The organism is Streptomyces fractus (assembly GCF_049844455.1).
Taxonomy (GTDB): domain Bacteria; phylum Actinomycetota; class Actinomycetes; order Streptomycetales; family Streptomycetaceae; genus Streptomyces; species Streptomyces fractus.
On the sequence record NZ_JBMYHI010000002.1, the window covers coordinates 36,324 to 60,006 of the forward strand.

At 70.7% G+C, this 23,683-nt stretch carries 18 protein-coding genes; 10 read left to right on the forward strand and 8 right to left on the reverse strand.

What is annotated here, in order from left to right; translation table 11 throughout:
* Positions 1-2: 2 nt before the first annotated feature.
* Together ACP4E5_RS02295 and ACP4E5_RS02300 are read right to left on the reverse strand one after the other, a co-directional pair.
* The gene (locus ACP4E5_RS02295; protein WP_425824981.1) at positions 3-1,292 is read right to left on the reverse strand and encodes an aminotransferase family protein; all 1,290 of its coding nucleotides are present in this window, start codon (positions 1,290-1,292) and stop codon (positions 3-5) included.
* Positions 1,293-1,322: 30 nt separating this feature from the next.
* Positions 1,323-2,735 carry an amino acid permease gene (locus ACP4E5_RS02300; protein ID WP_425824982.1) on the reverse strand — a complete coding sequence of 471 codons (1,413 nt, stop codon included), beginning with the start codon at positions 2,733-2,735 and terminating at the stop codon, positions 1,323-1,325.
* A 133-nt stretch (positions 2,736-2,868) separates the two neighbouring features.
* Here ACP4E5_RS02300 and ACP4E5_RS02305 point away from each other — a divergent pair, with 133 nt between their 5' ends.
* A complete protein-coding gene (locus ACP4E5_RS02305) occupies positions 2,869-3,549 on the forward strand; it encodes a GntR family transcriptional regulator (RefSeq protein WP_425824983.1) in 681 nt (226 codons plus the stop codon).
* Between the two features lie 47 nt (positions 3,550-3,596).
* Here the strand turns inward: ACP4E5_RS02305 and ACP4E5_RS02310 are convergent, their stop codons facing one another.
* The 6 genes from ACP4E5_RS02310 to ACP4E5_RS02335 form a co-directional block, all read right to left on the reverse strand.
* A complete protein-coding gene (locus ACP4E5_RS02310; protein WP_425824984.1) occupies positions 3,597-5,414 on the reverse strand; it encodes a 3-keto-alpha-glucoside-1,2-lyase-like domain-containing protein in 1,818 nt (605 codons plus the stop codon).
* The gene (locus tag ACP4E5_RS02315; protein WP_425824985.1) at positions 5,411-6,934 is read right to left on the reverse strand and encodes a sulfatase-like hydrolase/transferase; all 1,524 of its coding nucleotides are present in this window, start codon (positions 6,932-6,934) and stop codon (positions 5,411-5,413) included. Before ACP4E5_RS02315 ends, ACP4E5_RS02310 begins: the two co-directional genes overlap by 4 nt.
* A complete protein-coding gene (locus ACP4E5_RS02320; protein WP_425824986.1) occupies positions 6,931-8,283 on the reverse strand; it encodes an MFS transporter in 1,353 nt (450 codons plus the stop codon). The genes ACP4E5_RS02315 and ACP4E5_RS02320 overlap by 4 nt, the downstream gene beginning before the upstream one ends.
* 86 nt (positions 8,284-8,369) lie before the next feature.
* Positions 8,370-9,428, reverse strand: a complete 1,059-nt coding sequence (locus tag ACP4E5_RS02325) for a LacI family DNA-binding transcriptional regulator (protein ID WP_425824987.1) — start codon at positions 9,426-9,428, stop codon at positions 8,370-8,372.
* Between the two features lie 13 nt (positions 9,429-9,441).
* Positions 9,442-10,488 (reverse strand): LacI family DNA-binding transcriptional regulator, encoded by a 1,047-nt coding sequence (locus tag ACP4E5_RS02330; RefSeq protein ID WP_425824988.1) that lies wholly within the window; start codon positions 10,486-10,488, stop codon positions 9,442-9,444.
* Positions 10,489-10,650: 162 nt separating this feature from the next.
* Positions 10,651-11,694 carry a LacI family DNA-binding transcriptional regulator gene (locus tag ACP4E5_RS02335; RefSeq protein WP_425824989.1) on the reverse strand — a complete coding sequence of 348 codons (1,044 nt, stop codon included), beginning with the start codon at positions 11,692-11,694 and terminating at the stop codon, positions 10,651-10,653.
* 211 nt (positions 11,695-11,905) lie between these two features.
* Here ACP4E5_RS02335 and ACP4E5_RS02340 point away from each other — a divergent pair, with 211 nt between their 5' ends.
* From ACP4E5_RS02340 to ACP4E5_RS02380, 9 genes are all read left to right on the forward strand, one after another.
* Entirely contained in the window at positions 11,906-13,243 is a 1,338-nt protein-coding gene (locus ACP4E5_RS02340; protein ID WP_425824990.1) for an ABC transporter substrate-binding protein, read from the forward strand.
* Complete coding sequence (locus tag ACP4E5_RS02345) at positions 13,240-14,217, forward strand: carbohydrate ABC transporter permease (RefSeq protein WP_425824991.1); 978 nt, start codon at positions 13,240-13,242, stop codon at positions 14,215-14,217. Before ACP4E5_RS02340 ends, ACP4E5_RS02345 begins: the two co-directional genes overlap by 4 nt.
* On the forward strand, positions 14,214-15,050 hold the full coding sequence (locus tag ACP4E5_RS02350; protein ID WP_425824992.1) for a carbohydrate ABC transporter permease: 837 nt from the start codon (positions 14,214-14,216) through the stop codon (positions 15,048-15,050). The genes ACP4E5_RS02345 and ACP4E5_RS02350 overlap by 4 nt, the downstream gene beginning before the upstream one ends.
* A 497-nt stretch (positions 15,051-15,547) precedes the next feature.
* Positions 15,548-15,676 carry a hypothetical protein gene (locus ACP4E5_RS02355; protein ID WP_425824993.1) on the forward strand — a complete coding sequence of 43 codons (129 nt, stop codon included), beginning with the start codon at positions 15,548-15,550 and terminating at the stop codon, positions 15,674-15,676.
* A 48-nt stretch (positions 15,677-15,724) separates the two neighbouring features.
* Positions 15,725-17,521, forward strand: a complete 1,797-nt coding sequence (locus ACP4E5_RS02360) for a sugar-binding domain-containing protein (RefSeq protein WP_425824994.1) — start codon at positions 15,725-15,727, stop codon at positions 17,519-17,521.
* 34 nt (positions 17,522-17,555) lie between these two features.
* On the forward strand, positions 17,556-20,810 hold the full coding sequence (locus ACP4E5_RS02365; protein ID WP_425824995.1) for a discoidin domain-containing protein: 3,255 nt from the start codon (positions 17,556-17,558) through the stop codon (positions 20,808-20,810).
* Complete coding sequence (locus ACP4E5_RS02370; RefSeq protein WP_425824996.1) at positions 20,807-21,382, forward strand: hypothetical protein; 576 nt, start codon at positions 20,807-20,809, stop codon at positions 21,380-21,382. Before ACP4E5_RS02365 ends, ACP4E5_RS02370 begins: the two co-directional genes overlap by 4 nt.
* A 3-nt stretch (positions 21,383-21,385) precedes the next feature.
* Positions 21,386-22,669 (forward strand): TRAP transporter large permease, encoded by a 1,284-nt coding sequence (locus ACP4E5_RS02375; protein WP_425824997.1) that lies wholly within the window; start codon positions 21,386-21,388, stop codon positions 22,667-22,669.
* Positions 22,670-22,694: 25 nt separating this feature from the next.
* Positions 22,695-23,678, forward strand: a complete 984-nt coding sequence (locus ACP4E5_RS02380) for a twin-arginine translocation signal domain-containing protein (protein ID WP_425824998.1) — start codon at positions 22,695-22,697, stop codon at positions 23,676-23,678.
* Positions 23,679-23,683: the final 5 nt, after the last annotated feature.

Sequence of the window (23,683 nt, forward strand, 5' to 3'; positions counted from 1 at the left end):
CGTCACCGGCTTTCGTGTGCGGCGAGCACCGTGCCGATGGCGGCGACGAGGCCGCGCAGTTCGTCATCGGTGGTGATGAACGGCGGGCTGATCTGCACGGTGTTCCCGCGCAGCGGGCGGGTGACGAAGCCGAGGTCGAGGAGGTCGTCGGTGACCGCCTCCGCGCTGATGTCGTCGACGAGGGCGACGCCGCCGAGCAGCCCCGCGACGCGTGTCTCGACGACGGACTCCCGTGTTCCGAGGCCCCGCAGCTCGTCGATGAGGACCGCTTCCAGTTCGGCCACGCGTGGCACCAGCTTCTCCTCGTCGAGGATGTCGAGGTTGCGCAGCGCCACGGCGCAGGCGGTGGCGTGCCCGGAGTAGGTGGCGCCGTGCCGGAACACGGGTGTGTCGTCGCCGTCCCGGTAGAACGGCTGCCAGATGTGCGGGGCGACGAGGACACCGCCGAGCGGGGCGTAGCCGGAGGTGACACCCTTCGCGAAGGTGATCAGGTCGGGCGCGAGTCCGTAGCGTTCGGTGGCGAACATGTGGCCCGTGCGCCCGAATCCGGTGATCACCTCGTCGATGATCAGCAGGATGTCGTGCTCGCGGCAGAGGCGTTGCAGGCCTTCGAGGTAGCCGGGCGCGGGCGGGATGACACCGCCGGTGCCCTGGACGGGTTCGGCGACGAGGGCCGCGATGTGTTCGGGGCCGATCTCCCGCACGGTGCGTTCGACGGCGTCGATGTCGTACGTGGACACGCGCGCGGTCTCCGGGACCAGGGACTCGGTGCCGTAGCCGGTGCGGTTGAACTCGAGGCCCGCGATGCTCGTGCCGTAGGCGTGCAGCCCGTGGTAGGCGAACTCGCGGCTGAGGATCGTGGTCTTGCTCTCGCGGCCCTCGCGCTGCCAGTGCCTGCGGGCGAGCTTGCAGGCGACGTCGATGGCGTCGCTGCCGCCGCTGTTGAGGATCACCTTGGGGTCGTCGATGGGTGACATGGCGGCGAGGCGTTCACCGAGGGCGACGGCGCGGTCGTTCAGGTAGCGGCCGAAGACGTGGTACGTCTCCAGGCGCCGCATCTGGTCGTGGGCGGCGTCGGCGAGTTCGGGCCGCGCGTGGCCGACGTTGGCGTGCCACAGGCCGGCGGTGCCGTCGAAGAGGCGGCGGCCGTCCGTGCTGAACAGGTAGCTGCCTTCGGCGCGTTCGATGGTCAGTTGGCGTCCGAGGACGGACGGGAGGTGTGCCTGCGCGCTCCACAGGGCGGGGCCGGTCAGGACGGGGCCGGTCTGGACGGGCGGGTTCTCCTGGGCCATGGGGTCTCCATGAGGTGTGGGGGTGGGCGGTCAGTGTGTGGTGTCGCGCCGCCGGATCCGTACGAACACGTAGGTGGCGAGGATCGCGGCCAGGCTCAGGACGCTCAGGTACAGCTGCGAGCGCGCGTCCGGGACCAGGAGCATCGAGCCCAGGACGACGACGATGCCGGCCAGGGTGGCCCAACTCAGGTACGGGTAGCACCACATGCGCAGCTTGAGCCGCTCCGGGGTCTCCCGTTCGAGCTGCCGCCGCATGCGGAGCTGGGAGCCCGCGATGATCGCGTAGACGAACAGGCCTACGGCGCCCGCCGAGTTGATGATGAAGTTGAAGATGGTGTCGGGTGCGACATAGCTCATGGCGACGGCCACGTATCCGACGGACGTGCAGGCCAGGATGGCTTTCCAGGGAGTGCCCTTGCGGCTGCGGTGGGCGACCCAGCGCGGTGCCCACCGGTGGCGCTGGAGGGCGAAGAGCATGCGCGAGGCCGTGTAGAGGCCGGAGTTGAGCACGGAGAGGACGGAGGTGAGCACCACGACGTTGATGACGGTCGTCGCCGCCGGCACGCCCATCTTGCCGAAGGCCGCCGCGTACGGGCTGGTCTCGGTCGGGATCCGGTCCCACGGCGTCATCATCACCAGCAGCGTGACCGAACCGACGTAGAAGATGATGACCCGCCACACCGTGGAGGACGTCGCCTTGACGACCGACTTCACCGGGTCCGCGGACTCGGCCGCGGCGATGGTGACGATCTCGGTGCCGACGTAGGAGAAGATCACGAGGACGACGCCGTGCAGGATGGCCGACAGGCCGTTGGGCGCGAATCCGTCGAGGGCGACGTTGCCCACCGACAGCTTCGCGTCCGGCCACAGCCCGAGCGCGAAGAGGGTGCCCGCGACGAGGAACACGACGATCGTGACGACCTTGATGGACGCCAGCCAGAACTCGGTCTCCCCGAACGACCGTGTCGACACGAGGTTCGTGGCCGTCAGCAGTGTCATCAGGACCAGCGAGAAGAGCCACTGCGGTACGCCGGGTATCCACAGCATGAGCAGCTTGGCGCCCGCGACCGCCTCGAAGGCGACGACGCCGACCCAGAAGTACCAGTACAGCCAGCCGGTGGTGTAGCCGGCCCAGCCGCCGAGCGAGGTCCGCGCGTACTCCATGAACGAGCCGAGGGCCGGCGAGGCGGTCGCCATCTCGCCCAGCATCCGCATGACGAGGATGACGAGGAGGCCGCCGAGCGCGTAGGACAGGATGCTGGCCGGGCCGACGGTGTGGATGACGGCGCCACTGCCGACGAAGAGGCTGGCGCCGACGATGCCGCCGAGGGCGATCATCCGGACGTGGCGCTGCCTGAGGGTGCGGGGTGTGTCGGAGGCCGGCTGCTCCGGGGCCATGCCGTCACCCGGGTCGATGCGGTCGTTCTCGCGAGTTGTCCGCACTGTTGGGGCCCTCCTGCAACATCGGTTCAGTGGGTCACGCAGGCGACGGGCCGTGATCGGCCGAGGCAGTGCGCAACTGTAGAACAGTTCTACTGTTCGGCACCAGAGGTCCCTGGATGGCTACGATGACGCCATGACGACGGCACTTGAAGGACTGGTGGCCCGGCGGACCACGACCGCGCAGCAGATCGCCGACGGTCTGTCGGAGCGGATCCTCGCCGGCTCCTTCCGGCCGGGCGAGCGGCTGCGCGAGAGCGCCATCGCCGCCGAACTCGGCATCGCCCGCAACACGGTGCGCGAGGCCGTCCGGCTGCTGGAGCACGGCGGCCTGATCCGGTTCCACGCCAACCGCGGGGCCGTGGTCATCTCCCCCACGCCACAGAGCGTCGACGAGCTCTACACGGCGCGCGAACACCTGGAGGCGGCGGCGCTCGCGGCCCCTCTCGACCCGGCTCGACTCGCCGCTGTCGAGGCGGCGTACGACAACCTCGTCACGGTCACGGCGTCACTGCGGCGCGCGGACATCGTGGCCGCGGACCTCGCCTTCCACGGGGCGATCGTGGCGACGCTGGGCAACGCGCGCCTCGACGCGTTCTACGCCGGACTCACCCGTGAACTGCGCTTCTACCTCATGGCGTTGTCCGCCCACGAACGCGAGAACGAGAACCCTCGAGGACTGCTCGCCGAGCACGAGCCACTGATGTCCGCGATCCGCGCGGGCGACGCGGAGCGCGCGCAGCGGGAGGCGCGGCATCACGTCGCGTCGAACGGGGCGCGGGTGCAGGAGATTTTGGCGGCGTCCTTCGAGGGGTGAGTCGAGGAGCGTGGCCGCGCGTGCCGTTCACACGCGCGGCCCTTGTCTCACCTCTTGGCTGTGACGGTGACATTCCTCCAACTGGCCGTCCCCGCCTGGTCCCGCAGCCCGATCGCGCCCTTGGTGAACGAGCAGTCCGGGTCCGTGTAGTGGAGGTTCACCGGTGTCCCGGTCGAGTGCGCGGGCGTGCCGGTGACGCGGAGGTCGCAGCCGACGGCGTCGACGGTGAGGTGGTACCACGTGCCGTCGGCGAGCCCGCCGGGGATGGGCGCTTCGGCGAGTTCCTTCCCTTGTCCGTTCTGCTTGCCGAGCACGATCCGCTTCGAGGTGACGCTCGCGGAGTACCCGTTGTGGGCGTCGGCGCCCGTGCGGGGGTTCGAGGCGCGGACGAGGAATCCCGCCTGGCCGCCGTCGTCGTCGATGCGGACGTCTCCGGAGAGCCGGTAGTCGCTCCAACCGGTGTTGCCTGCAAGGGACTTGCTGCCACCCGTGCCGCCACACCTCTCCGTGGCGACGCCTCCCGAGGCCGACCAGCAACCGCCGTAATCGATCCAGCCGGACATTCCGTGGTCGAAGTCGCTCGCGTACGGCAGGACTCCGCTGTTGCCGACCGCGGTGCCTTCCTTGCATCCGGTCGGTCCGGTGGCGGTCGCCGTCGTGTAGCGGACGGACCGGCCGGAGTGGTCGAGGAGCAGGTGCGGGCTGTAGCTGGTGCTGCAGTTCTGCTCGGGATCGGCGACGGGCCCGAACGGGGCGGGAGACCAGGACCAGGGGCCCGTGGCGTCCGGATCGTTGACGAACACGGCCTGCCGGTCCTCGGGCGTGAACGCGTTGTCGGCGGTGTATCGGGTGCGCATGCCGGTCAGGAGCAGCCGCCCGGACGGGCCGCCCGCCGGGCTCCACACGAGGTACGGGCTGCTGCCGAGATACCGGCCGTCCGACGTCACGGCCGTCCTGCCGAGGTCGGAAGGTCCCGCGCCCCAGGTCGTGCCGCCGTCCGTCGATGTCTTGGTGTGGGCCTCGCAGTTGCGCCCTGCGCCACAGATCTCGTAGGCCATGACCATCCGCCCGTCCGGGAGTGTCGCCACCGTCGGCATGCCCGGCCTGTCGGTCGAGGAGTCGCTCTGTACGTCGACGACGAGGCCGGGAGCGAAGTTCGTCGAGCCGTCGGGCTTGGCGCTCCAGGTGTCGCCGCCGTCGCGGGAGACCATGTGGGCGAGGATCTGGGCGTGTTCGGGTTCCCTGCGCTCGTCGGAGAAGTACATGGCCAGGCGCCCGGCGCCGTCCACGGCGAGGAAGGGTTCCCACACACCGGAACCGCCGTGCGGTGCGCCGATGCTGCCGCCGCCGGTCTGCAGCACGGACTGGAAGTCCCAGTGCGCGCCGTGGTCGGTGCTGCGCCACAGCACGAAGTCCGTACGCACCTTCTCGCTGGGGGCCATGTTCCCCGCCAACAGCAGTGTCCCCGCCGGGTACTTCCCCATCTTCTTGGGGAGTTCGAAGAGGAACGGCTGCCAGAACTGGTCCGACGGGTGGTTCTCACCGGTCAGCGGGTCGCCGACGGTGGTGAGTGTCGTCCAGGTCGCGCCGTCGTCGTGCGAGGTGCGGATCACGAATTCGGAAGCGCTGCCGTCCTTGGTGGCGTGCTCGAAGGTGCCGATGAGCGTTCCGTCGGCGGCGCCGCTGTGCTGGAGACGGATGATCCGGGAGTAGGCGAGGAACTCGTTCGACGAGGCGCGTGTGTAGAAGCTGTCGCCGTCCTCGTTCGCGACGGCGCCTGGTGCCGCGGCGATGCCGGTCACCAGGGACAGGAGCAGTCCGACGAGGAGACCGAACACCCGGCGCGCGATGCCGTGCTGTCTCATGACGCTTCTTTCCTTCCCGCGTAGGGGGCGAGGTGGTTGCGGGGGTCCTGCTTGAGTCGGTAGCCGCCGGGGACCTCCGGCAGCGGGTCCTCGGCCCGCATCTGCCAGACGGCCAGTTCGCCGAGGAGCCGGACGCGTTCCTCGGCGGCCGCCGGATCGGCCCAGCGGTCGACCAGTTCCAGCGGGTCCTCACTCAGGTGGTGGAGCCGGAAGTCGCCGGTGGTGTCCGCGTACAGGGACCAATCCCCGCTGCGCAGTTTGCGGCGGCGTCCGCTCTGGGTGACCGCGTTCAGTTCGTCCCAGCGGGGCTCGCCGTCCGGGCCGTCGAAGATGAGGCCGGGCAGCTCGGCGTGCACATCGCCGGGTCCGTACGGGAGACCTCCCATGCCCTGCTCGACGTGGACGCTGGTGAACTCCTGTGCCGGGTACGGCTCTCCGGTCAGTAGCGGCCACAGGCTGCGGCCCTGGACCCCGGGCGGGAGCTCGCGTCCCATCGCCTCGCAGAGGGTCGGCAGCAGGTCGACGAGCGAGACGTGTTCCTCACGCGGGTCCGGCGACGGCAGCACCGCGTCGCCGTGGATGACGAGGGGGACGCGCGCCAGGATGTCCGGGATCTCCGCGCCCTTGCGGACCAGGCCGAACTCGCCGACGTAGTCGCCGTGGTCGGCGGTCGCGACGAGGACCCGCTCGCGGGTGCGGTGCCGGTCCTCCAGGCCGTCGTGCAGGCGCCTGACCTGGTCGTCGATGAGGCGGAGCATGCCGAAGTAGTTGGATCGCGAGGGGGCTATGGCGTCCTCGTAGTCGCCGGTGCCCTCCTCCCCCAGGCGCCGCAGGTACTGCCAGGGGAACGTCTTTCCCTTCAGTGCCTCGACGCCCGTGCGGGTGGGCGGGAGCGACTCCTCGGGAAACAGGGAGAAGTACGGCTCGGGCACCTGGTACGGGTTGTGCGGCTCGGGAAAGGAGAGCACCAGCAGCAGCGGCTGGTCCTCGGGGACCGTGGCGGTCCATGACAGTGCGTCCTCGACGATGCGGTGCGGGTTCTGCGCCTCCACGGGGAAGGGGGTGGGCTTGTCGTACGTCCGGTGTCGCAGACCGGCCACCCAGTCGTCGAACGCCTTGTGCTCGGTGTCCGGTGGGGGCTCCACCTGTCCGTCGTGCGTGAACTCGTTCCAGTGGTCCGCGGATTCGGCGTCGAGGTACGTGTGGTTCTTGCCGATCATCGCGGTGGCATAGCCGGCCGCGCGGGCCTCGCCGAACAGGTCGGCGCCGCGCACCGCCAGCGGCCGGGCGGGGTTCTGCGTCACCCGGTGGGCGCTCGGGAACCGGCCGGTCAGCAGGCTCGTGCGCGCCGGGCAGCACAGCGGCGAGGTGGTGTAGGCACGGTCGAACCAGGCGCCGTCCCGGCCGAGCGAGTCGAGGAACGGAGTGGTGTCCAGCGCGAATCCCTCGCGGGCGCTGACATCCGCACGGTGCTGGTCGGTCAGGACGAGGACGATGTCGGGTTGGTGGCGCGCGGTCAAGGCCGGAGGGTCCCTTCGCTGGTCTCGGAATTCTGGAACGGCAGATCGCCGCTGGTGTCATGACCGGGCCGGGGAACCCGCCGGTCGATGACGGCGGCGCAGGCGACGCTGAAGAGCACCGCGCCGACGACGGCGAGGGCGAGCCACCACGGGGAGCCGTCGGACGCCACGAGGATCGCGTACGCCACCGGCGGCGTCAGTCCGCCGAGGATCGCGCCGAGCTGGTAGACGAGCGACACCGCCGTGTACCGGACCTCGGTGGGGAACAGCTCGGCCAGGAACGTGCTCTGGACGGCGAATTGGGCGGAGTTGCACAGCCGGAAGACCGTGATACCGAGGACCATCCAGACGAGTGTGCCGGTGTGCAGCAGGGCGAACATCGGGTAGGCGGTGACCGCCATCGACAGCACGCTCCACAGGTACGTGCGCCGCACTCCGTAGCGGTCCCCGATCCTGCCCAGGTACAGCATCATCGGCAGACAGATGATGCTGGGCACCATCATGCCGACGATCCCGATGCTGTCGCTCTTGTGCAGGTACGTCACGATGTACGCGGTCACCACGGGCCCCACCACGTTGCCGGTGATGGCGTCGGCGGCGCGGGCGCCGAGGGCGAGCAGCAGCCGCGCCCAGTGTTCGCGCACGACCGTGACGACCGGCGCCTTCTCCACCCCGCCCCGCTTCTTGAGGCGTGCGAAGTCCCCGCTCTCCGCGAGGCGTGAACGCACGGCCAGGGTGTAGACGAGCAACACACCGCTCAGCAGGAAGGGGACGCGCCACACCCACTCCCGGTAGGTGTCCCCCGGTGCGAGCCAGGTGCACAGCAGGACGAGTCCGCTGCTGAGGATGCCACCCACGGGGTTGCCGAGTTGCGGGATGGAGCCGAAGAAGCCGCGCCGCTCCTCGGGGACCGACTCGATGGTGGCGAGCGCGGCGCCGGCGTACTCGCCGCCGAGGCCGATGCCCTGGAGTACGCGCATGAGGAGCAGGACGACCGGGGCCGCGGCGCCGATCGTGGCGTATCCGGGCAGCAGGCCGATGACGAAGGTGGGGATGCCCATGAGGAGCATCGTGATGATCAGCAGCTTCTTGCGGCCGGTGCGATCGCCGAAGTGACCGAAGACGAGCCCGCCGATGGGCCGTGCGAAGAAGCCGACGGCGGTCGTGGTGAGCGCCATCAGGGAGCCGATGGTGGAGCTCTGCGTCGGGAAGAACACGTCGTTGAAGACGAGCGCGGCGGTGGTTCCGTACAGGGCGAAGTCGAACCACTCGAACGTCGAGCCGAGGAAACTGGCGAGCACCGTACGACGCGCGGTGGGGGCTATCCGTGGTGGGTCCGGCCTTGGCATTCGGCGTCTCCCTCAGGGATTGCAACGGTTACCGTAACCGTTGTTTTCCGAGGACGTTAAGGCCGCGTGAAGCGCACCGTCAACGGTTAGCCGTAGGAAATTGTTGACTCGCGTTGGATTATGGTGAACGGCACCTGAATGTGGCGCCGTTGGGGCTCGCCGCCCTCTCGTACGCGTGCCGCCAACAGGTCGAGTGCGGACCGGGCCATCGCACGGACGTCCACCTGAATCGTCGTCAGGCTCGGTATGGAGTACTGCGCGTCCTCGTCGTTGCCGAACGCGGCGACCTGGACCTGCCCCGGAACGTCGACGCCCGCCTGGTGCAAGGCGCGCAGCGCGCCGTGTGCCAGGGGGCCCTCGTGTGCCAGGACCGCGTCGAACCGGGCCCCGTTGCGCAGTAGTTCGGCGATCGCCGCGTGCCCCTCCTCGCGGGAGTCCCGCGTGTGTGCGGAGTTCGTCGGCGTCTCGACGACGAGTGTGTCGTCGGGCGTGTGTCCCGCGGCTGTCAGGGCGCGACGGTATCCGCCGGAGCGGAGTGCGGCAGGACCGTCGCCGTCCTTACTCCGAACGCCGCCGAGGAGCAGTATGCGTGAAGCGCCGCGCTCCAGCAGGTGCCGCACGGCGGCCTCCGCGGCGGCGGTGTCCTTGGACGTCACGCCGTCGAACGGGCCCTCGAGCCGACGCGATCCGAGGAGCACGGCCGGGCCGGGCGAGGGCAGCGCGGCCAGGTCCCGTGCGGTGACCGCGGTCGGCATCAGCAGCACACCGTCGCGAAGGCCGCCGCGATGGCGCAGCACCTCCAACTCCCGCTCCCGCTCCCCCTCGGTCGGTTCAAGTACCACGCTGATGCCGTCGGCCTCCGCGAGGTCGAAGACTTCGGCGACGAGCGGGGCGCAGTAGCCGTGTCCGAGACCAGGCAGGGCGAGCGTGATGGTGTCGGTGGTCCGGGCGTTGAGGCCGCGGGCCAGCGGGTTGGGCCGGTAGCCGAGTTCCGCGACGGCGGCACGCACTCGCTGCCGGGTCCTCTCACTGACCTGCCCGGTGGCGTTGACCACGTTGGACACCGTCTTGACGGAGACTCCGACGGCGGCGGCCACGTCCCGCATGCCGACCACGGATGCCCGTGCCCCGGGCGCGGGCGTCACGGGCGGGGGCGTCTCATCGGCTCCGGGCTGCACTCGACTCCCGTTCGATCAGGCGGAACCCCACCGTGTGGTGCCGCGGCCGCGGGCCGGGCGCGTTCTTGGCGTGCGCCTCGGCGAGGTCGGCGAGCAGGGACACCGCGCGCTCGGCGAGTTCCTCGCGGCCGGGGTCGATCGTGCTGAGCGTGGGGGTGCTGTACGCGGCCTGCACCACGTTGCCGAACCCGACCACCGCGATGTCCTCGGGCACGCGGCGCCCGATGTCGTGCAGGCCACGCAATGCCCCCAGGGCGAGGGCGTCACCGAGAGCGAACAGCGCGTCCGTCTCGGGGGCCCGCTCCAACAGCGTCCTGGCCGCGCTCACACCTGCGGCGAAGGTGACCTTGTCGGTGCTGACGACCCGGCGCCGGGTCACCGGCAGACCGGCGTCGCGCAGTGCGGCCATGTACCCGCGGTAGCGGTCGTCGCTCTCCGCGGGGAAGGCCTCCCCCGGCGCCAGGGCGGCGATCCGGCGGCGTCCGCCCGCGACGAGGTGCGCGACAGCGGCGCGGGCCGCCTCGAAGCTGTCGGTGTCGAACGAGTCGACGTGACCGGCGGTGAACGCGGCGGTGGCCATCACGAGGGGTTTCGTCGCGGTCAGTGTTCTCGCGTCCTCCTCGCCGAGGGCCACGGTCACGAGCAGTATGCCGTCCACGTGCCGGAGGTACGGGTCCTCGCAGATGTCGCGCTCACGGCGCGGGTCACCGTGTGTCTGAGTGATGAGGACGGACAGGCCGTGTCGGCGGGCCACGCGCAGCACGGAGTCGACGAAGTCACGGAAGTACGGGACCGTGACACTCGGCAGGGCGAGGCCGAGGACGCGCGAGCGCCCCGAACGCAGGTTCCGCGCCACCAGGTTGGGCTCGTAGCCGAGCTGGTCGATGGCCTGCTGCACCCGCTGCCGGGTCTGTTCGCGCACGGTGGAGCGGGCACGGACGACGCTGGACACAGTGCTGGCCGAGACTCCGGCGAGGGCGGCGACGTCCCGCAGTGTCACGGGGCCGTTCGCCTGGCCCTCGGCCACTGCGGACGGTTCTCCTTGCACGGTTCGACTCGCCCCCTTCCCTCGGCCACCAACCCGATACTAACCGGGCGGCGTTGCCGCGAAGGGGCGGGTGCCGGGAACGAATCCCAGGTCAGAGCCGAGGCGGCCGGTCCGGGACGGGAGGCGACCCGCGCCGTCGGCTCACAGTGCGAGCGGTCCCCGCCCGCCCCCGCTCGACTCCCGTACCTCCAGCCAGTGCGGTGCCACATGGACCTCGAACGGTGGGGGGTCGTCCGCGCGGACGCGGGCGGCGAGACACTTCACTGCCAGTGAGGCGATCGCCGCCTTGTCGGGGACGACCGAGGTCAGGGACGGGGTGCCGTAGAGGGCCTCCTCCGAGCCGTCGACGCCGGCGAGGGCCACGTCGTCGGGGATGGTCAGGCCCGCTTCGTGGAGGGCGCGGCGGGCGCCTACGGCGAGGAGGTCGCTGAAGCAGAAGACCGCGTCGGGGCGGCGGCGTTCGGGGAGTGCGGTCAGGGCGCGCATCGCCTGCAGGCCGTTGCGACGGTCGAAGTCCTTGATCTGGGGTGCGAGGCGGGGGTCGTAGGTGAGGCCCGCCTCGTGCAGCGCCTGCTGGAAGCCCTCCAGGCGTTGGCGGCTGGTCGCGGAGCCCGCCTTGTCGACGCCGATCGCGGCGATGCGGGTGCGGCCGAGGGCCGCCAGGTGTGCGGTGGCCTCGCGGGCGGCCGCCACGTTGTCGATGAGGACGTGGTCGGCTGCCACGCGGTCGCCTTCGTAGCTGCGCTCGCCGAGGAGGACGAGGGGGAACTGGTCGGTGACGGGGGCGAGTTCGTGCGGTGAGACGTGCAGCGGGGAGAGGATCACGCCGTCCAGGAGGGACGCGCCGACGCCCGTGGCGAGGCGGAGTTCCTCCTTGGTGTCGCCGAGGGTCTCCTCGATGAGGACGGTGAAGCCGAGGGCCGCGGCCTCCCTGCGCACGTGGTGCGCCAGTTCAGCGAAGTAGGGCGTCGCCAGGTCGGGGACGGCGAGGGCGATCAGGCCGCTGCGCCCGGTGCGCAGTCGGCGGGCCGAGGGGTTCGGCCGGTAGCCCAGCTCCTGGACGGCGCGCATCACGCGGGTCCGCGTGGTTTCCGAGACACGGGGCGCGTCCCGTACAACGTTGGAAACGGTTTTGATCGACACCCCCGCCCGCTCGGCGACGTCCTTGAGTGTCACTGCTGCCACCGTTCGACTCCTCTCACCCTACCTCCCCTGATTATGCACGGGGTTCCTGTCCTTCACCGCCCCGCTCCCGACCCTGGTTCATTTTTGCCAGAGGGTTGACCTCCGTGACACGCACTGGTTACAACGTTGGAATCCGCCGATGCCGGGACGCGCCGCAGCGACTGCGCGCCGGTCACGGTGCCCCACACGCCTGCCTCACGAGAGGTCACTCATGCCCGAGCCCCGAAGCGGCCCGCGCCCCCACCTCAGCCGTCGGGCCGTCCTGACGACCGCGGCCGCCGGGGTCGGTGCCGCGCTGGCCGGCACGCTGTCCGGCTGTTCCACCGCGAGCGGCGACACGTCGAACGGTGTCACCCTCAGGTTCTCCTGGTGGGGCAACGACGACCGTGCCGCGCGCACCGAGAAGGCGGTGCGCCTCTTCGAGAAGGAGCACCCCGGCGTCACCGTCCGCACGTCGAACGGCGAATTCGGCGCGTATCTCCAGAAGTTGGCGACGCAGGCCGCGGGCGGCGGCATCCCCGACGTGGTGCAGCTCGACTACCGGCAGGTGTCCCAGTACGCCGGCGGTCACGCGTTGATGTCCCTGGACGACGCCATCAAGCGCGGGACCATCGACACCTCCGACATGGACCGCAGCTTCCTGCGCACCGGCACGTACCGGGGTGGCCAGTACGCCCTGCCGATGGGCCGCGGCATCACCGGATTCGCGTACGACTCGAAGATCTTCGAGCGGGCCGGGATCGGCACGCCTGCCCCCGACTGGACCTGGCAGGAGTGGGCCAAGGCCAACAGGAAGATCACCGCCCTCGGTCTGAAGTCCCCCGACGGCCGCCCGCTGCGCGGCGCCAACGACGGTGGCGGCAACGAGGACATCTTCGAGGACTGGATGCGCAGCCGCGGCGGGAAGCTCTACAAGAGCCAGACCGAACTCGCCTTCACCGAGGACGATCTCGCCGAGTTCTGGACGATGTACGACCGCCTCCGCAAGGAGGGCGCGATCGCCGAACCCCGGGACACCGTGCAGGCCACGAACACCGAGATGTCCCCGATGGGCCGCCATCTCGCCGCCTCCGACTTCACGTGGGACGCGCCCTTCCCCGGCTATGTCGACCTGCTCGGCGACCAGGTGCACTACGCGCCCGTGCCCACGACCGACGGCAGGCAGGGCGCGTACTTCAAGCCGAGCATGCTGATCGGTATCGGCGCGCACTCCCAACACCCCAAGGAGGCCGCCCAGTTGGTCGACTTCCTGCTCAACGACAGACGGGCCGGCGACATCCTCGGGTTCTCCCGGTCCACGCCGCCCAACCGGACGATCGCGGCCCGCGTCGGCAAGACGCTCAAGGGCGCCGAGCTGGAGATCTTCCGGTACGCGCAGACGATGGAGAAGTACGGCCTCGACGCACCTCCGACCGCCCCGCCACCCGCCGACCTGGCGATCCAGCCCACCTTCACCCGCGTGCACCAGCGGATGATCTACGGCAGGGCCACGCCCCGGCAGGCGGCGCGCGAACTCATCGACGAGGCCAACAAGGAGCTGAGGTCATGAGCGCACTCACCACCAAGGCGCCCGCCCCGGCGCAGCACGGTCCCGGGCAGCCGCCGCCGGACGAACGGCGTCGTCGGGTGCGCGAGAAGCAGTGGCCCGCCTATGTGTTCCTGTCGCCGTGGATGATCGGCGCGGTCGTGCTGACACTCGTACCGATGGCGGTGTCGCTGTATCTGTCGTTCACGGACTACAACCTGTTCGACCCGCCGAAGTGGATCGGCCTGCGCAACTACACCGACATGCTCACCGACGACCCCCGCTACTGGCGGTCCGTCGGCACCACGATGCTCTACGTCGTCGTGGCGGTCCCGCTGAAGCTGGGTCTCGCGCTCGGTGTGGCCATGCTGCTGAAGAACCTCAACCGCGGCCGGGCCTTCTACCGTTCCGCGTTCTACGCCCCGTCGCTGCTCGGCGCGAGCATGTCCATCGCTCTCGTGTGGCGTGCGCTGTTCAACGACGGCGGGACCATCTCCCGCGCCCTCGACACCATCGGCATCCACACGGGCGGCTGGGTCGGCAACGCGGATCTGTCGGTGTACGTGATCGTGCTGCTGACGGTGTGGCAGTTCGGCGCCCCGATGGTGATCTTCCTGGCGGGGCTTCAGCAGATCTCGCCCGATCTGTACGAGGCCGCGGCGCTCGACGGGGCGGGCCGCTGGCGGCAGTTCATGTCGGTGACCGTGCCGATGCTGTCCCCGGTCGTCTTCTTCAATCTGGTTCTCGAAGTCATCAACTCCTTCCAGGTGTTCACCCCCGCGTTCGCCGTCAGCGGCGGCGAGGGCGGCCCCGCGGACTCGACGCTTTTCTACACGCTGTACCTGTACGAGCGCGGTTTCACGGCCTCGCACATGGGCTACGCCTCGGCGATGGCCTGGCTGCTGCTGATCGCGATCGGCGCGGTCACTCTGATCCTCTTCCGGACGTCCCGGTCCTGGGTCTTCTACGCGGACGACAACGAGGGGGCGGCCCGATGAACATCGCCGCGAAGCGGTGGGTGCCGCACACCATCGCCGCCGTGTGCCTGCTGGTGCTGCTGTACCCGCTGGCCTGGCTGCTCGCCACGTCACTGAAGCCGGCCGACGAGGTCATCGCCAGTCTCGACCTGTGGCCGAGCCACCTGGAGTGGGGCAACTACACGACCGCCCTCGACGGGGTGTCGGGTGTCCCGGTGAGCCGGCTGCTCGGCAACACCCTGCTGATCGCCGGGGGCGCCGTCCTCGGCAACGTAGTGTCCTGCTCGCTGGCCGCGTACGCGTTCGCGCGGCTGCGGTTCCGGATGAGCAAGCCGATGTTCGGCTTCATGGTGGCGACGCTGATGCTGCCGCACCACGTCGTGCTGATCCCGCAGTACATCATCTTCAACCGACTGGGTCTCACGGACACCTACTGGCCGCTGATCCTGCCGAAGTTCCTGGCCACCGAGGCGTTCTTCGTGTTCCTCATCGTGCAGTTCATGCGGGGACTTCCGCGGGAGCTGGAGGAGTCGGCGCGGATCGACGGCTGCGGCCCGTTCCGAACCTACTGGGCGATCACGCTGCCGCTCAGCCGTCCCGCGCTGATCACCACGGCCATCTTCACGTTCATCTGGACATGGAACGACTTCTTCACGCAGATGATCTATCTGTTCTCGCCGGAGAAGTCGACCATCACCCTCGCCCTGCGCAGCTTCGTCGACCAGGGCAGCACGTCCGCGTACGGGCCGATGTTCGCCATGTCGGTGATCTCCGTGCTGCCGATCGTGCTGTTCTTCTTCGTCTTCCAGCGCTATCTCGTACAGGGCATGGCGACCTCCGGACTGAAGGGCTGAGCCATCATGACCCACGCACCCGTCGCGCCGCGCGGCGCGGGACAACGACGCCGGCAACGTCGGGAGCCCGGTGAGGTGTTCGGCAGCGGCTTCTCGCTCTTCGCGGACATGCTGCTCGTCGGCCTGCTGACCAGCGCGGCCTGCGTGCCCGTCGTCACGGCGCCGGCCGCCTTCTCGGCGGCGTCGGCGACCTTGCGGGGCGCGGCGCGCAGCGGCGTCCAGATCAGTGTCCGGGGGTACGTCGGTCAGCTGCGCGCACGCCTGACACCGCGCACACTGCTCGCGGGACTTGCCCCACCGCTGCTCGCCCTGCTCCTGCTCCTCGACAGCCGGCTGGTCGGCACCGATCTGCCCGGAGCGAGGCTCTTGGCGCCCGCCCTGTTGCTGCTCGCGCTGGGCGCGGCCGTCGTGGGGCTGCGGGCCACCGCCCTGGAGGAGCCGCATCGGCTGTCCCACGTGAGGGGCTCGTCCGGTCGCTCACCGACCCGCGCGGCAGTGTGCTGCTCGCGGGCGCCGTCGTCCTCGCGGTGCTCCTCGTATGGGCGATGCCCGTGCTCGTCCCGCTGCTGCCGGGGCCGCTGGCGTTCGCCGCGACGGCCGTCGACCTCCGCTCCCCCACCGCCTGACACTCAGCTTCGTCCCCCGAACAACGCACCACACCACCGGAGTTCTCCTTGTCTCACACCCATCTCGACGTCGCGGGGCACCCCCGGCCGCAGCTCGTCCGGGACCCGGACTGGCACGACCTCGGCGGTCCGTGGCGGTTCGCCCACGACGACGCCGACCGCGGCCGCGCGGAGCGCTGGATGGATCCGGACGTCACCGCGCCGTTCACCGGCGACGTGACCGTGCCCTACCCGCCCGAGTCCGAGGCGTCCGGGGTGCGCGATGCCGACTTCCACCCGGTGCTCTGGTACCGGCGCACGATCGACGTGGCCCGGCCCGCCGCGGGCCGCCGCCTGTTGCTGCACTTCGGTGCGGTCGATCATCGCGCGGAGGTCTGGGTGGACGGCCGCCTGGTCGGCCGGCACGAGGGCGGTCACACCGGTTTCTCCTGCGATGTCACGGACGTGCTCGACGGGGACGGGCCGTACGTCGTCGTGGTGCGCGCGGAGGACCAGCCGCTCGATGTCACGCAGCCGCGCGGAAAGCAGGACTGGCACCGCGACCCGCACGTCATCTGGTACCACCGCACGTCGGGGATCTGGCAGCCCGTGTGGCTGGAGAATGTGCCCGAGCAGCACATCACGACGCTGCACTGGACGCCCGACGTCGCGAACGCCCGCGTACGCTGCCGAGTGCGCCTCAGCCGGTGGCCCGCGTCGCCCGTGCACGTGTCGGTGCGGCTGGCCCTCGGCGAGCGGGTCCTCGCCGACCAGCGGACCCTCGCCGACGGTCAGGAGACGACGTTCGACATCGCGGTGCCCGCGCTGCGCAACGGCCAGGACCTGGACGGTGTGCTGTGGAGCCCGGAGCGCCCGCACCTCGTGGACGCGACGGTCGAGGTGACCGACGCGGCGGACGGTACGGCCGTCGACCATGTCTCGTCGTACCTCGGGCTGCGTGACATCGGCTGGGCCGACGGTGTCTTCCTCCTCAACCACAAGCCGTACTTCCTGCGGCTCGCGCTTCAGCAGGGCTACTGGCCGGGCTCGCACCTCGCGGCGTCGGCGGACGAGCTGCGCCGTGAGGCCGAACTGGCCAAGGAGATCGGCCTCAACGGGCTGCGCATCCACCAGAAGATCGAGGATCCGCGCTTCCTGTACTGGGCGGACCGGCTCGGTCTCGTGCTGTGGGGCGAGATGCCGTCGGCGTACGCGTTCGGCACGACGACCGTCGAGCGGGTGGTCGCCGAGTGGACCGAGGCGATCTCGCGGGACCTGAGCCACCCCTCGATCGTCGCCTGGATCCCGCTCAACGAGTCCTGGTCCGTGCCCAATCCTGCGCTCGTCCCCGAGCAGCGTCACTTCATGGACGCCCTGTACCACCTGACCAAGGCCCTCGACCCCTCGCGGCCCGCCGTCTCCAACGACGGCTGGGAGATCTCCGCCGCAGACATGTGGGGTGTGCACGACTACACGCAGCGCGCGGACGTGCTGCGCGAGCGCTACGGCCAACCGTCCCTGCGCCAGGGCGAGTTCACCGAGCAGTGGCCGGGTGTCCGGCGCCTCACGCTGGACGGCGTGAGCCATGACGGCCAGCCGGTGATCCTCAGTGAATTCGGCGGCGCCACCTTCGAACCGGCCGAGGGCACCGAGTGGTTCGGCTACGACACCGTCGCCACCGTGAAGGACTTCGCCGAGCGGCTGTCCTCCCTGGTGGGTGCCGCCGTGGACTCGGGGCTCGCCGGCTTCTGCTACACCCAGTTCACCGACACCGAGCAGGAGGTCAACGGCCTGCTGACGGCGGACCGCGAACCGAAGCTCCCCCTGGCCGAACTCCGCGCGATCCTCACCAGGACCCGCGACTGAGTCCCCGGACCCGCGACCGAAAGAGGTTCCGCACATGTCGCACCACCTCCCGCAGCTCCACCGACGCAGATTCCTCCAGGCCGTCGGCCTCACCGCGGCCATGGCCGCCGCGCCCGCCCTCACCGGCGCGAACCCGGCGCGGGCGGCGGCCCGCTCTGCCGCTCCCCCGGACGACATCGCGGCCACCTACCACCGGGTCCTGCTCGACCACACCCGCTGGTCCGAGACCCAGTGGGACGCCGCGCTCGGCCACTACACGGCCAAGGACTTCGGGTTCGCCGTCGTCCTCGGCAACGCGGTCCTGCTGACGCAGGGCACGTACGACGGTGACCGGGCCGGTATCGACCGGGACACCCTCAAGGCGCGCACCCTCGCCACCATCCGGCACTTCGCGGCGTCGAACCGGCTCACGGGCGGCACCGAATGGGGCAGGAAGCTGTTCTTCGACACGACCTTCCAGTCGTACTTCGTGCTCGCCGCGCGCCTCCTGTGGGACGAGCTCGACGACACGACCCGGAACCGGATCGACACCATCACGCGCGAACAGGCCGCGTACACCACGTCGTTGGGGACGGGCGACGACCCGGACTCGGGTGATTGGACACCGAACGGCCTGAAGGGCGGCCACGTCGGTGACACCAAGCTGGAGGAGATGGGGCTGTACGCACAGACCCTCGCGCCCGCCCTGGCCTGGGCCCCCGACGATCCGCGCCGCCCCGACTGGGAGTCCGGCTACGGCACATGGTCGCGCAACGAAGCCGGTCTTCCGCCCGCCGACCTGGCCAATCCAGCGCTCGTCGACGGTGTCCGTGTCTCTCGCAACACCGCGCGGAACCTGTACGACACGTTCATCGTCGAGAACCACGGCTCCTTCGGCCCGCACTACCAGGAGGAGTTGTGGCGCACATCGGGGCGCAACGCCGCCCACTTCCTGGCGGCGGGCCATCCGCTGCCCGAGGTCCTGACGAAGCAGCCGAACGCGCAGCCGCTGTGGCGCACGCTCCTCGGTGTCATGAGCGACGCCGGTGAGCCGCTGATGCCGATGGTGAACGACCGCGAGCACCTGTACGGCCGGGATGTCATCCCGCTCGCGTTCTTCGCGCAGGTGGTGGGCGACCGGGCGGCGGCCCGCGCCGAACAGGCCCTCGCGGAGCGGCTCGAGGCGTACCAGAAGTATCCGCCGGAGCACCGCCTGGCCAAGTTCTCCGGGGAGCCGAAGTACGAGCCGGAGGCGCGCGCCGAGCTGGCCATCAGCTACCTGCTGCATGTGTGGGCATCGGAGGAGGGCCGCGCCCCGGTCCGCCCGTACTCGCAGGAGGAACTCTTCGCCCACGCGTCCGGGGTCACGGACTTCGGCACCGGGCCCGGCCTCGTCTCGCATCAGACACCGGCCGCGTGGACGGGAGCCGTCAGCAAGCCCGGCTTCGTGAAGTTCGCCTGGCAGCCGGGGCACGACGACTGGCTGTTCAAGCTGAGCGGCGCGACCCCGATGTTCCTCCCCTCCTCTAAGGGCAAGGTCGCGCACCGCGCGGTGCGGCTCTACGAGTCCCTTCGCGACGGCTTCGACGGCAGCGCGAGCGTCCTCCAACTCGAGGACGGCTACGCGGGGTTCGCGACGCTGCCCACGGGGTCGGTCGTCTACGCGAGCACCGGGACCGGCGCGGGCGAGGGCCATCTGGAGATCCACAACCTCACGATGCCGGGCATGGCGGGGCTCGACGGTTCGCGTTCGTACCGCTTCGAGGAGGGCAGCGCGTCCGTGCGGGCGCAGGACGGGGCGGCGGGCCCGGCGGCGCGCGTCGACACGTTCGATGTCCCGCGCACCTCGGTCCGGCACATCCGGATGCTCGGCGTCGCCCCCGACCCGACGTACGGGTACTCGCTGTACGCCCTGGAGGTACGGGACGGCGCCGAGGGGACCGACCTCGCGCGCGGCGGGACGGCGACCGCGTCGTCGAGCGACACGGGCAAGGGGCCAGCACTCGCCGTCGACGGCGACCTCACGTCCCGGTGGGCCGTCTCCAAGGCGGACCGCCCGCGCGCCGACAGCTGGCTCGCCGTGGACCTCGGCGCCGCACACGACGTCGACCACGTGACGCTGCGCTGGGAGGCCGCCGCGGGCCGCGGCTACCGCGTCCAGGGCTCGGCCGACGGGGAGAGCTGGGACGACCTCGCCACCTGGCCGAAGCCGGACGTGAGCAGCCGGGGCGGCTGGCTCGACATCGACGGCCAGGCCGGTCTCGTCGTCCGCGGGAGCAAGCACCCCGTCGCGGTGTACGGCGACACGATCGTGGCGGCGGACGGCCCGGCGGCGCCCGTCGTGGTCGAGGGCTTCGCGGGCTCCTCGGCGGCCACCCTTCGCGCATTGGCCGGCAGGCCCACGCCCACGGTCAAGTCCGACAAGGTCCAAGTGGCACTCACCGACGGCCACTTGGTGGCCTTCAACCTGTCGGGCGAACGGGTCGCCACCACCGTCGGCGTCCCGCAGTCCGGTGACCGCCGCACCGTCTTCCAGGGCGACCAGAGCGTCACCGACGACGGTGTCATCTACCGCGCGGACCTCGACGCGGCCGAGGCGGTGCTGCTCGCTCCCCGGTTCACGCTGACTCCCCTGCCGGGCGACCGGTTGCCCGCCGGTCTGCGGGTCCGTGTGGTCGACGGCGCCACCCTCCGGTTCTCCGGCGCCACGTGCCGGGTCCGCGTGGAGGCGCAGGGCCGCAGCGCGGTGGCCTCCGTGTCCCGTGCGCGGGAGACGACGCTGCACCTGCCCGGCGCCACCGCCTTCCCGTTGGACGACCGCGCGCTCGGCCGGACCGTGTTCCCGACGAGCCCGCTGCCCGAGGGCATGTCCGACCCGGCCGACGAGTCGGAGCGGCTGCACGCGGCCGCCACCAGCCTCAAGGCCGAGCAGGCACGGGTGAACGTGCTGGCGGGCACCGACGCGTACACCGTGTACGGCACCGAGGTGAAGCGTCGGCTTCGGGCCACGCGGCGGCCGGTGCGGGTCGTGGACGCGGACGGTGTCGTGCGGCTCGGGGCGCCGGACGCGCGGGTGGAGACGACGACCGTGGGCGCGGCCGGCGAGGCACTCGCGGCGCTGGTGCGGGACGCCACCTCGTACGGGGACGGCGGGACGCGGGCGCCCGCGGTGCGGCTGCTCGTCGGCGGCCGGATCGCCGATCTGTCCGGAGTGCTCGAACCCGAGGCGCTGCTTGCCCTGGCGCGCAGCGAGCTGCGGGCGCGCGCGGCCGACGAGCCGGTGGTGGCGGTCGTGGAGTCCCGCGCATGAGCGGCGACCGGGACCACGACTTCGTCCACGACCTGGACCTCGCGGTACGGCTCCTGTCGAACACCCCGACGCACGAGGGACGCGACCCGCTCCTGTTGCGTCAATGGGCCGTCGCCGCCGAGGAGTTCGGCGCCCGCATGTCCCCCGACCCTCTCGCCGAGGTCCGCATCGTCGAGCACGACGGCGGGCTCACCGAGGGGCTTCTCGCCCGCTACCGGTCCAGACCCGCGCAGATCGAGCTGTACGTGGACGCCATCACGCGCGCCGAACGTCTCGTCGACGAGCGGGGCTGGCGCGCCTGGTTCCCCGCGGGCTCGGTACGGGCGGCGGCGCTCGCCCACGAGCGGGCCCACGCACACCTCCACCACGCGCGCGTGCGGGCCGAGTTCAAGCGAACCCTCGGCCACACCGCGCTGCGGCTCGGGCCGCACCGCGTCTACGCGCATGTCGCGGGCGCCGACGAGCTGGCCGCGCACGCCTACGCGCGCGTCGCCTGCGGCCTGGGCCGCAGCCCCCTGCTGCTCACGGAAGCGCTGGGCGCCGCCGTGTACTCCGAGACAAGACTGAGGTGACCCATGGGTGTCGTCATCCTGCTCGTCATGGCGGCCGGAGTCGCCGCCATGCTGAGCCGCAAGCTCCCCACCGCGTTCGCCCTCGTGCTGCTCGCCGTGGTGATCGCCTTCCTCGCGGGCGCCCCACTGACCGGCAAGAACAGCGTCCTGGACACCGTTCTCCAAGAAGGTGCCCCCGCGCTCGCCGCGACGATGATCGCGATCCTGCTCGGTTCGTGGCTCGGCAAGCTCCTGGAGGAGACCGGCATCGCGGGCACCCTGGTCCGCAAGATCGTCGAATTCGGCGGTGACCGACCGGTGTTCGTGGCACTCGGTGTGCTCGCCGTGTCGGCGCTGGTGGGCACGGTGACCGGGTCGGCGCCCGCGGCGATGCTCGCCGGGCTGATCGGGATTCCGGCGATGATCGCGGTGGGTGTCCCGAAGGTGACGGCCGCCGGGACGATCCTGATGGGGATCGCCGTGGGCATCCCGTTCGAGCTGCCGGTGTGGCAGTTCTTCTCCACCGCCCTCGACCTGCCGATCCCGACAGTGCGCGGCTTCGTGGTGAAGCTGTTCCCGTTCGCGCTGGTGGCGGCGTTGGCGTACGTACTGATCGAGTCGCGGCGGCGCGGTGTGGAGCACACGTGGTCGCTGCGCTCGGTGCAGGACCGGCCGCGGGCCCGGACGCGGAAGCCGCTCGGCGACGCCCCGTGGTATGCGCTGCTCACACCGATCGTCCCGCTGGTGCTCGCCCTCGGCTTCGAACTGGCCATCATTCCCTCGCTGTTGGCGGGTGTGCTGTACGCGGTGGTGACGACGACGCGGCCGCGGGACATGAACCGGCGTCTGCTGCGCACCCTGTACGGCGGCTTCGAGGTGGCGGCCCCGCCGATCACGCTGTTCGTGGCGATCGGCATCCTGCTCGCCGCGGTGAACCTGCCGGGCGCGGTCGACGCGCTCGAACCGCTCCTGAAGGCCGTGAGCCCGCAGAACGCGATCCTTTTCGTGCTCGTCTTCACGGTGCTCGTGCCGCTGTGCCTGTACCGCGGGCCCCTCAATGTGTTCGGTCTCGGTGCCGGCATCGCGGGTGTCCTCATCGCCACCGGCATCTACCCGGCCGTCGCCGTCCTCGGCATGGCCACCTCGTACAACCAGGTCTTCGGCGTCGCCGACCCGACCAGCACCCAGACGGTGTGGAGCGCCCAGTACGCGGGTGTCTCGCCGCAGCAGGTGATGGTGCGCACGCTCCCTTACGTGTGGGCGGTGGCGTTCGGCGGGCTGTGCGTCACGGCCGCGACCTACCTCTGACACCCCTCGACCATTGGAGCCGCTCATGCAACGCCGCACCTTCCTGCGCGCGACCGCCCTCACCGGCACCGCGATGGCCCTGGGAGGACTCCCGGCGCCCTCGGCCTCGGCCGCGCCGGGCGGATTCCCCGACTACACCTACGTCCGCACGCTGCTCTCCCCCGCCGACCTCGCGTACAACCCGACGGGCGAGATCATCTTCCCGACGGTGCGCGGCGTCTACGACAAGTTGGCGAAGCCGCTGGGCCGCTACTACCTCTACTACGCTCCGCACGACGCGCCCGGCGGCATCTGCCTGGCCTACGGGGACTCGCTGGAGGGCCCGTTCACGGAGTACCCGCACAACCCGATCGTGTCGAACGACTGGGCGCCGCACTACTCGGTCAGCCATGTCTCGTCGCCGCACGTGCTGTGGATGCCCCAGCACCGGGAGTTCTGGCTGTACTTCCACGGCGAGAACACCACGACACGCCTCGCCCGCTCGAAGGACGGCATCCACTTCACGTACGACAAGGCCGTCCTGTCGACGTCGATGATGCCGGCGGGCACCACCGAGACCTCGTACGCGCGTGTCTTCGCGCACGAGCTGCCGGATCGCGGCGCGCACTACGTGATGCTGTTCATGCTGAACAACACAACCAACCACCGTGACATCTGCTGGGGTTGGTCGACCGACGGCCGCGACTGGACCTTCGACCAGACGCCGCTCGTGCGGCACTCGGACGTCGACGCGGTGAACGTGGGCGGACCCCACCTGCTCACCCGCGGCGGCTCCGCCTACGTCGTCTACAACAAGGACAAGGAGAGCGGCGGCGATCTCATGATCACGGAGGTCGGCGCCGACTTCTCGCTCCGCAAGCACCTCGGTGTCTTCTACGACTCGCGGGCCTCGGCCCCGGAGAACGGCCGGGCGGCCTCACCCTCGTTCGGCACGCAAGGTGGTGTGCCGTACATGGTGTACGAGGCCGGGGAGCGGCTCGCCGGGGCGATCGCGGTGGCCCGCGGCTGACCCAG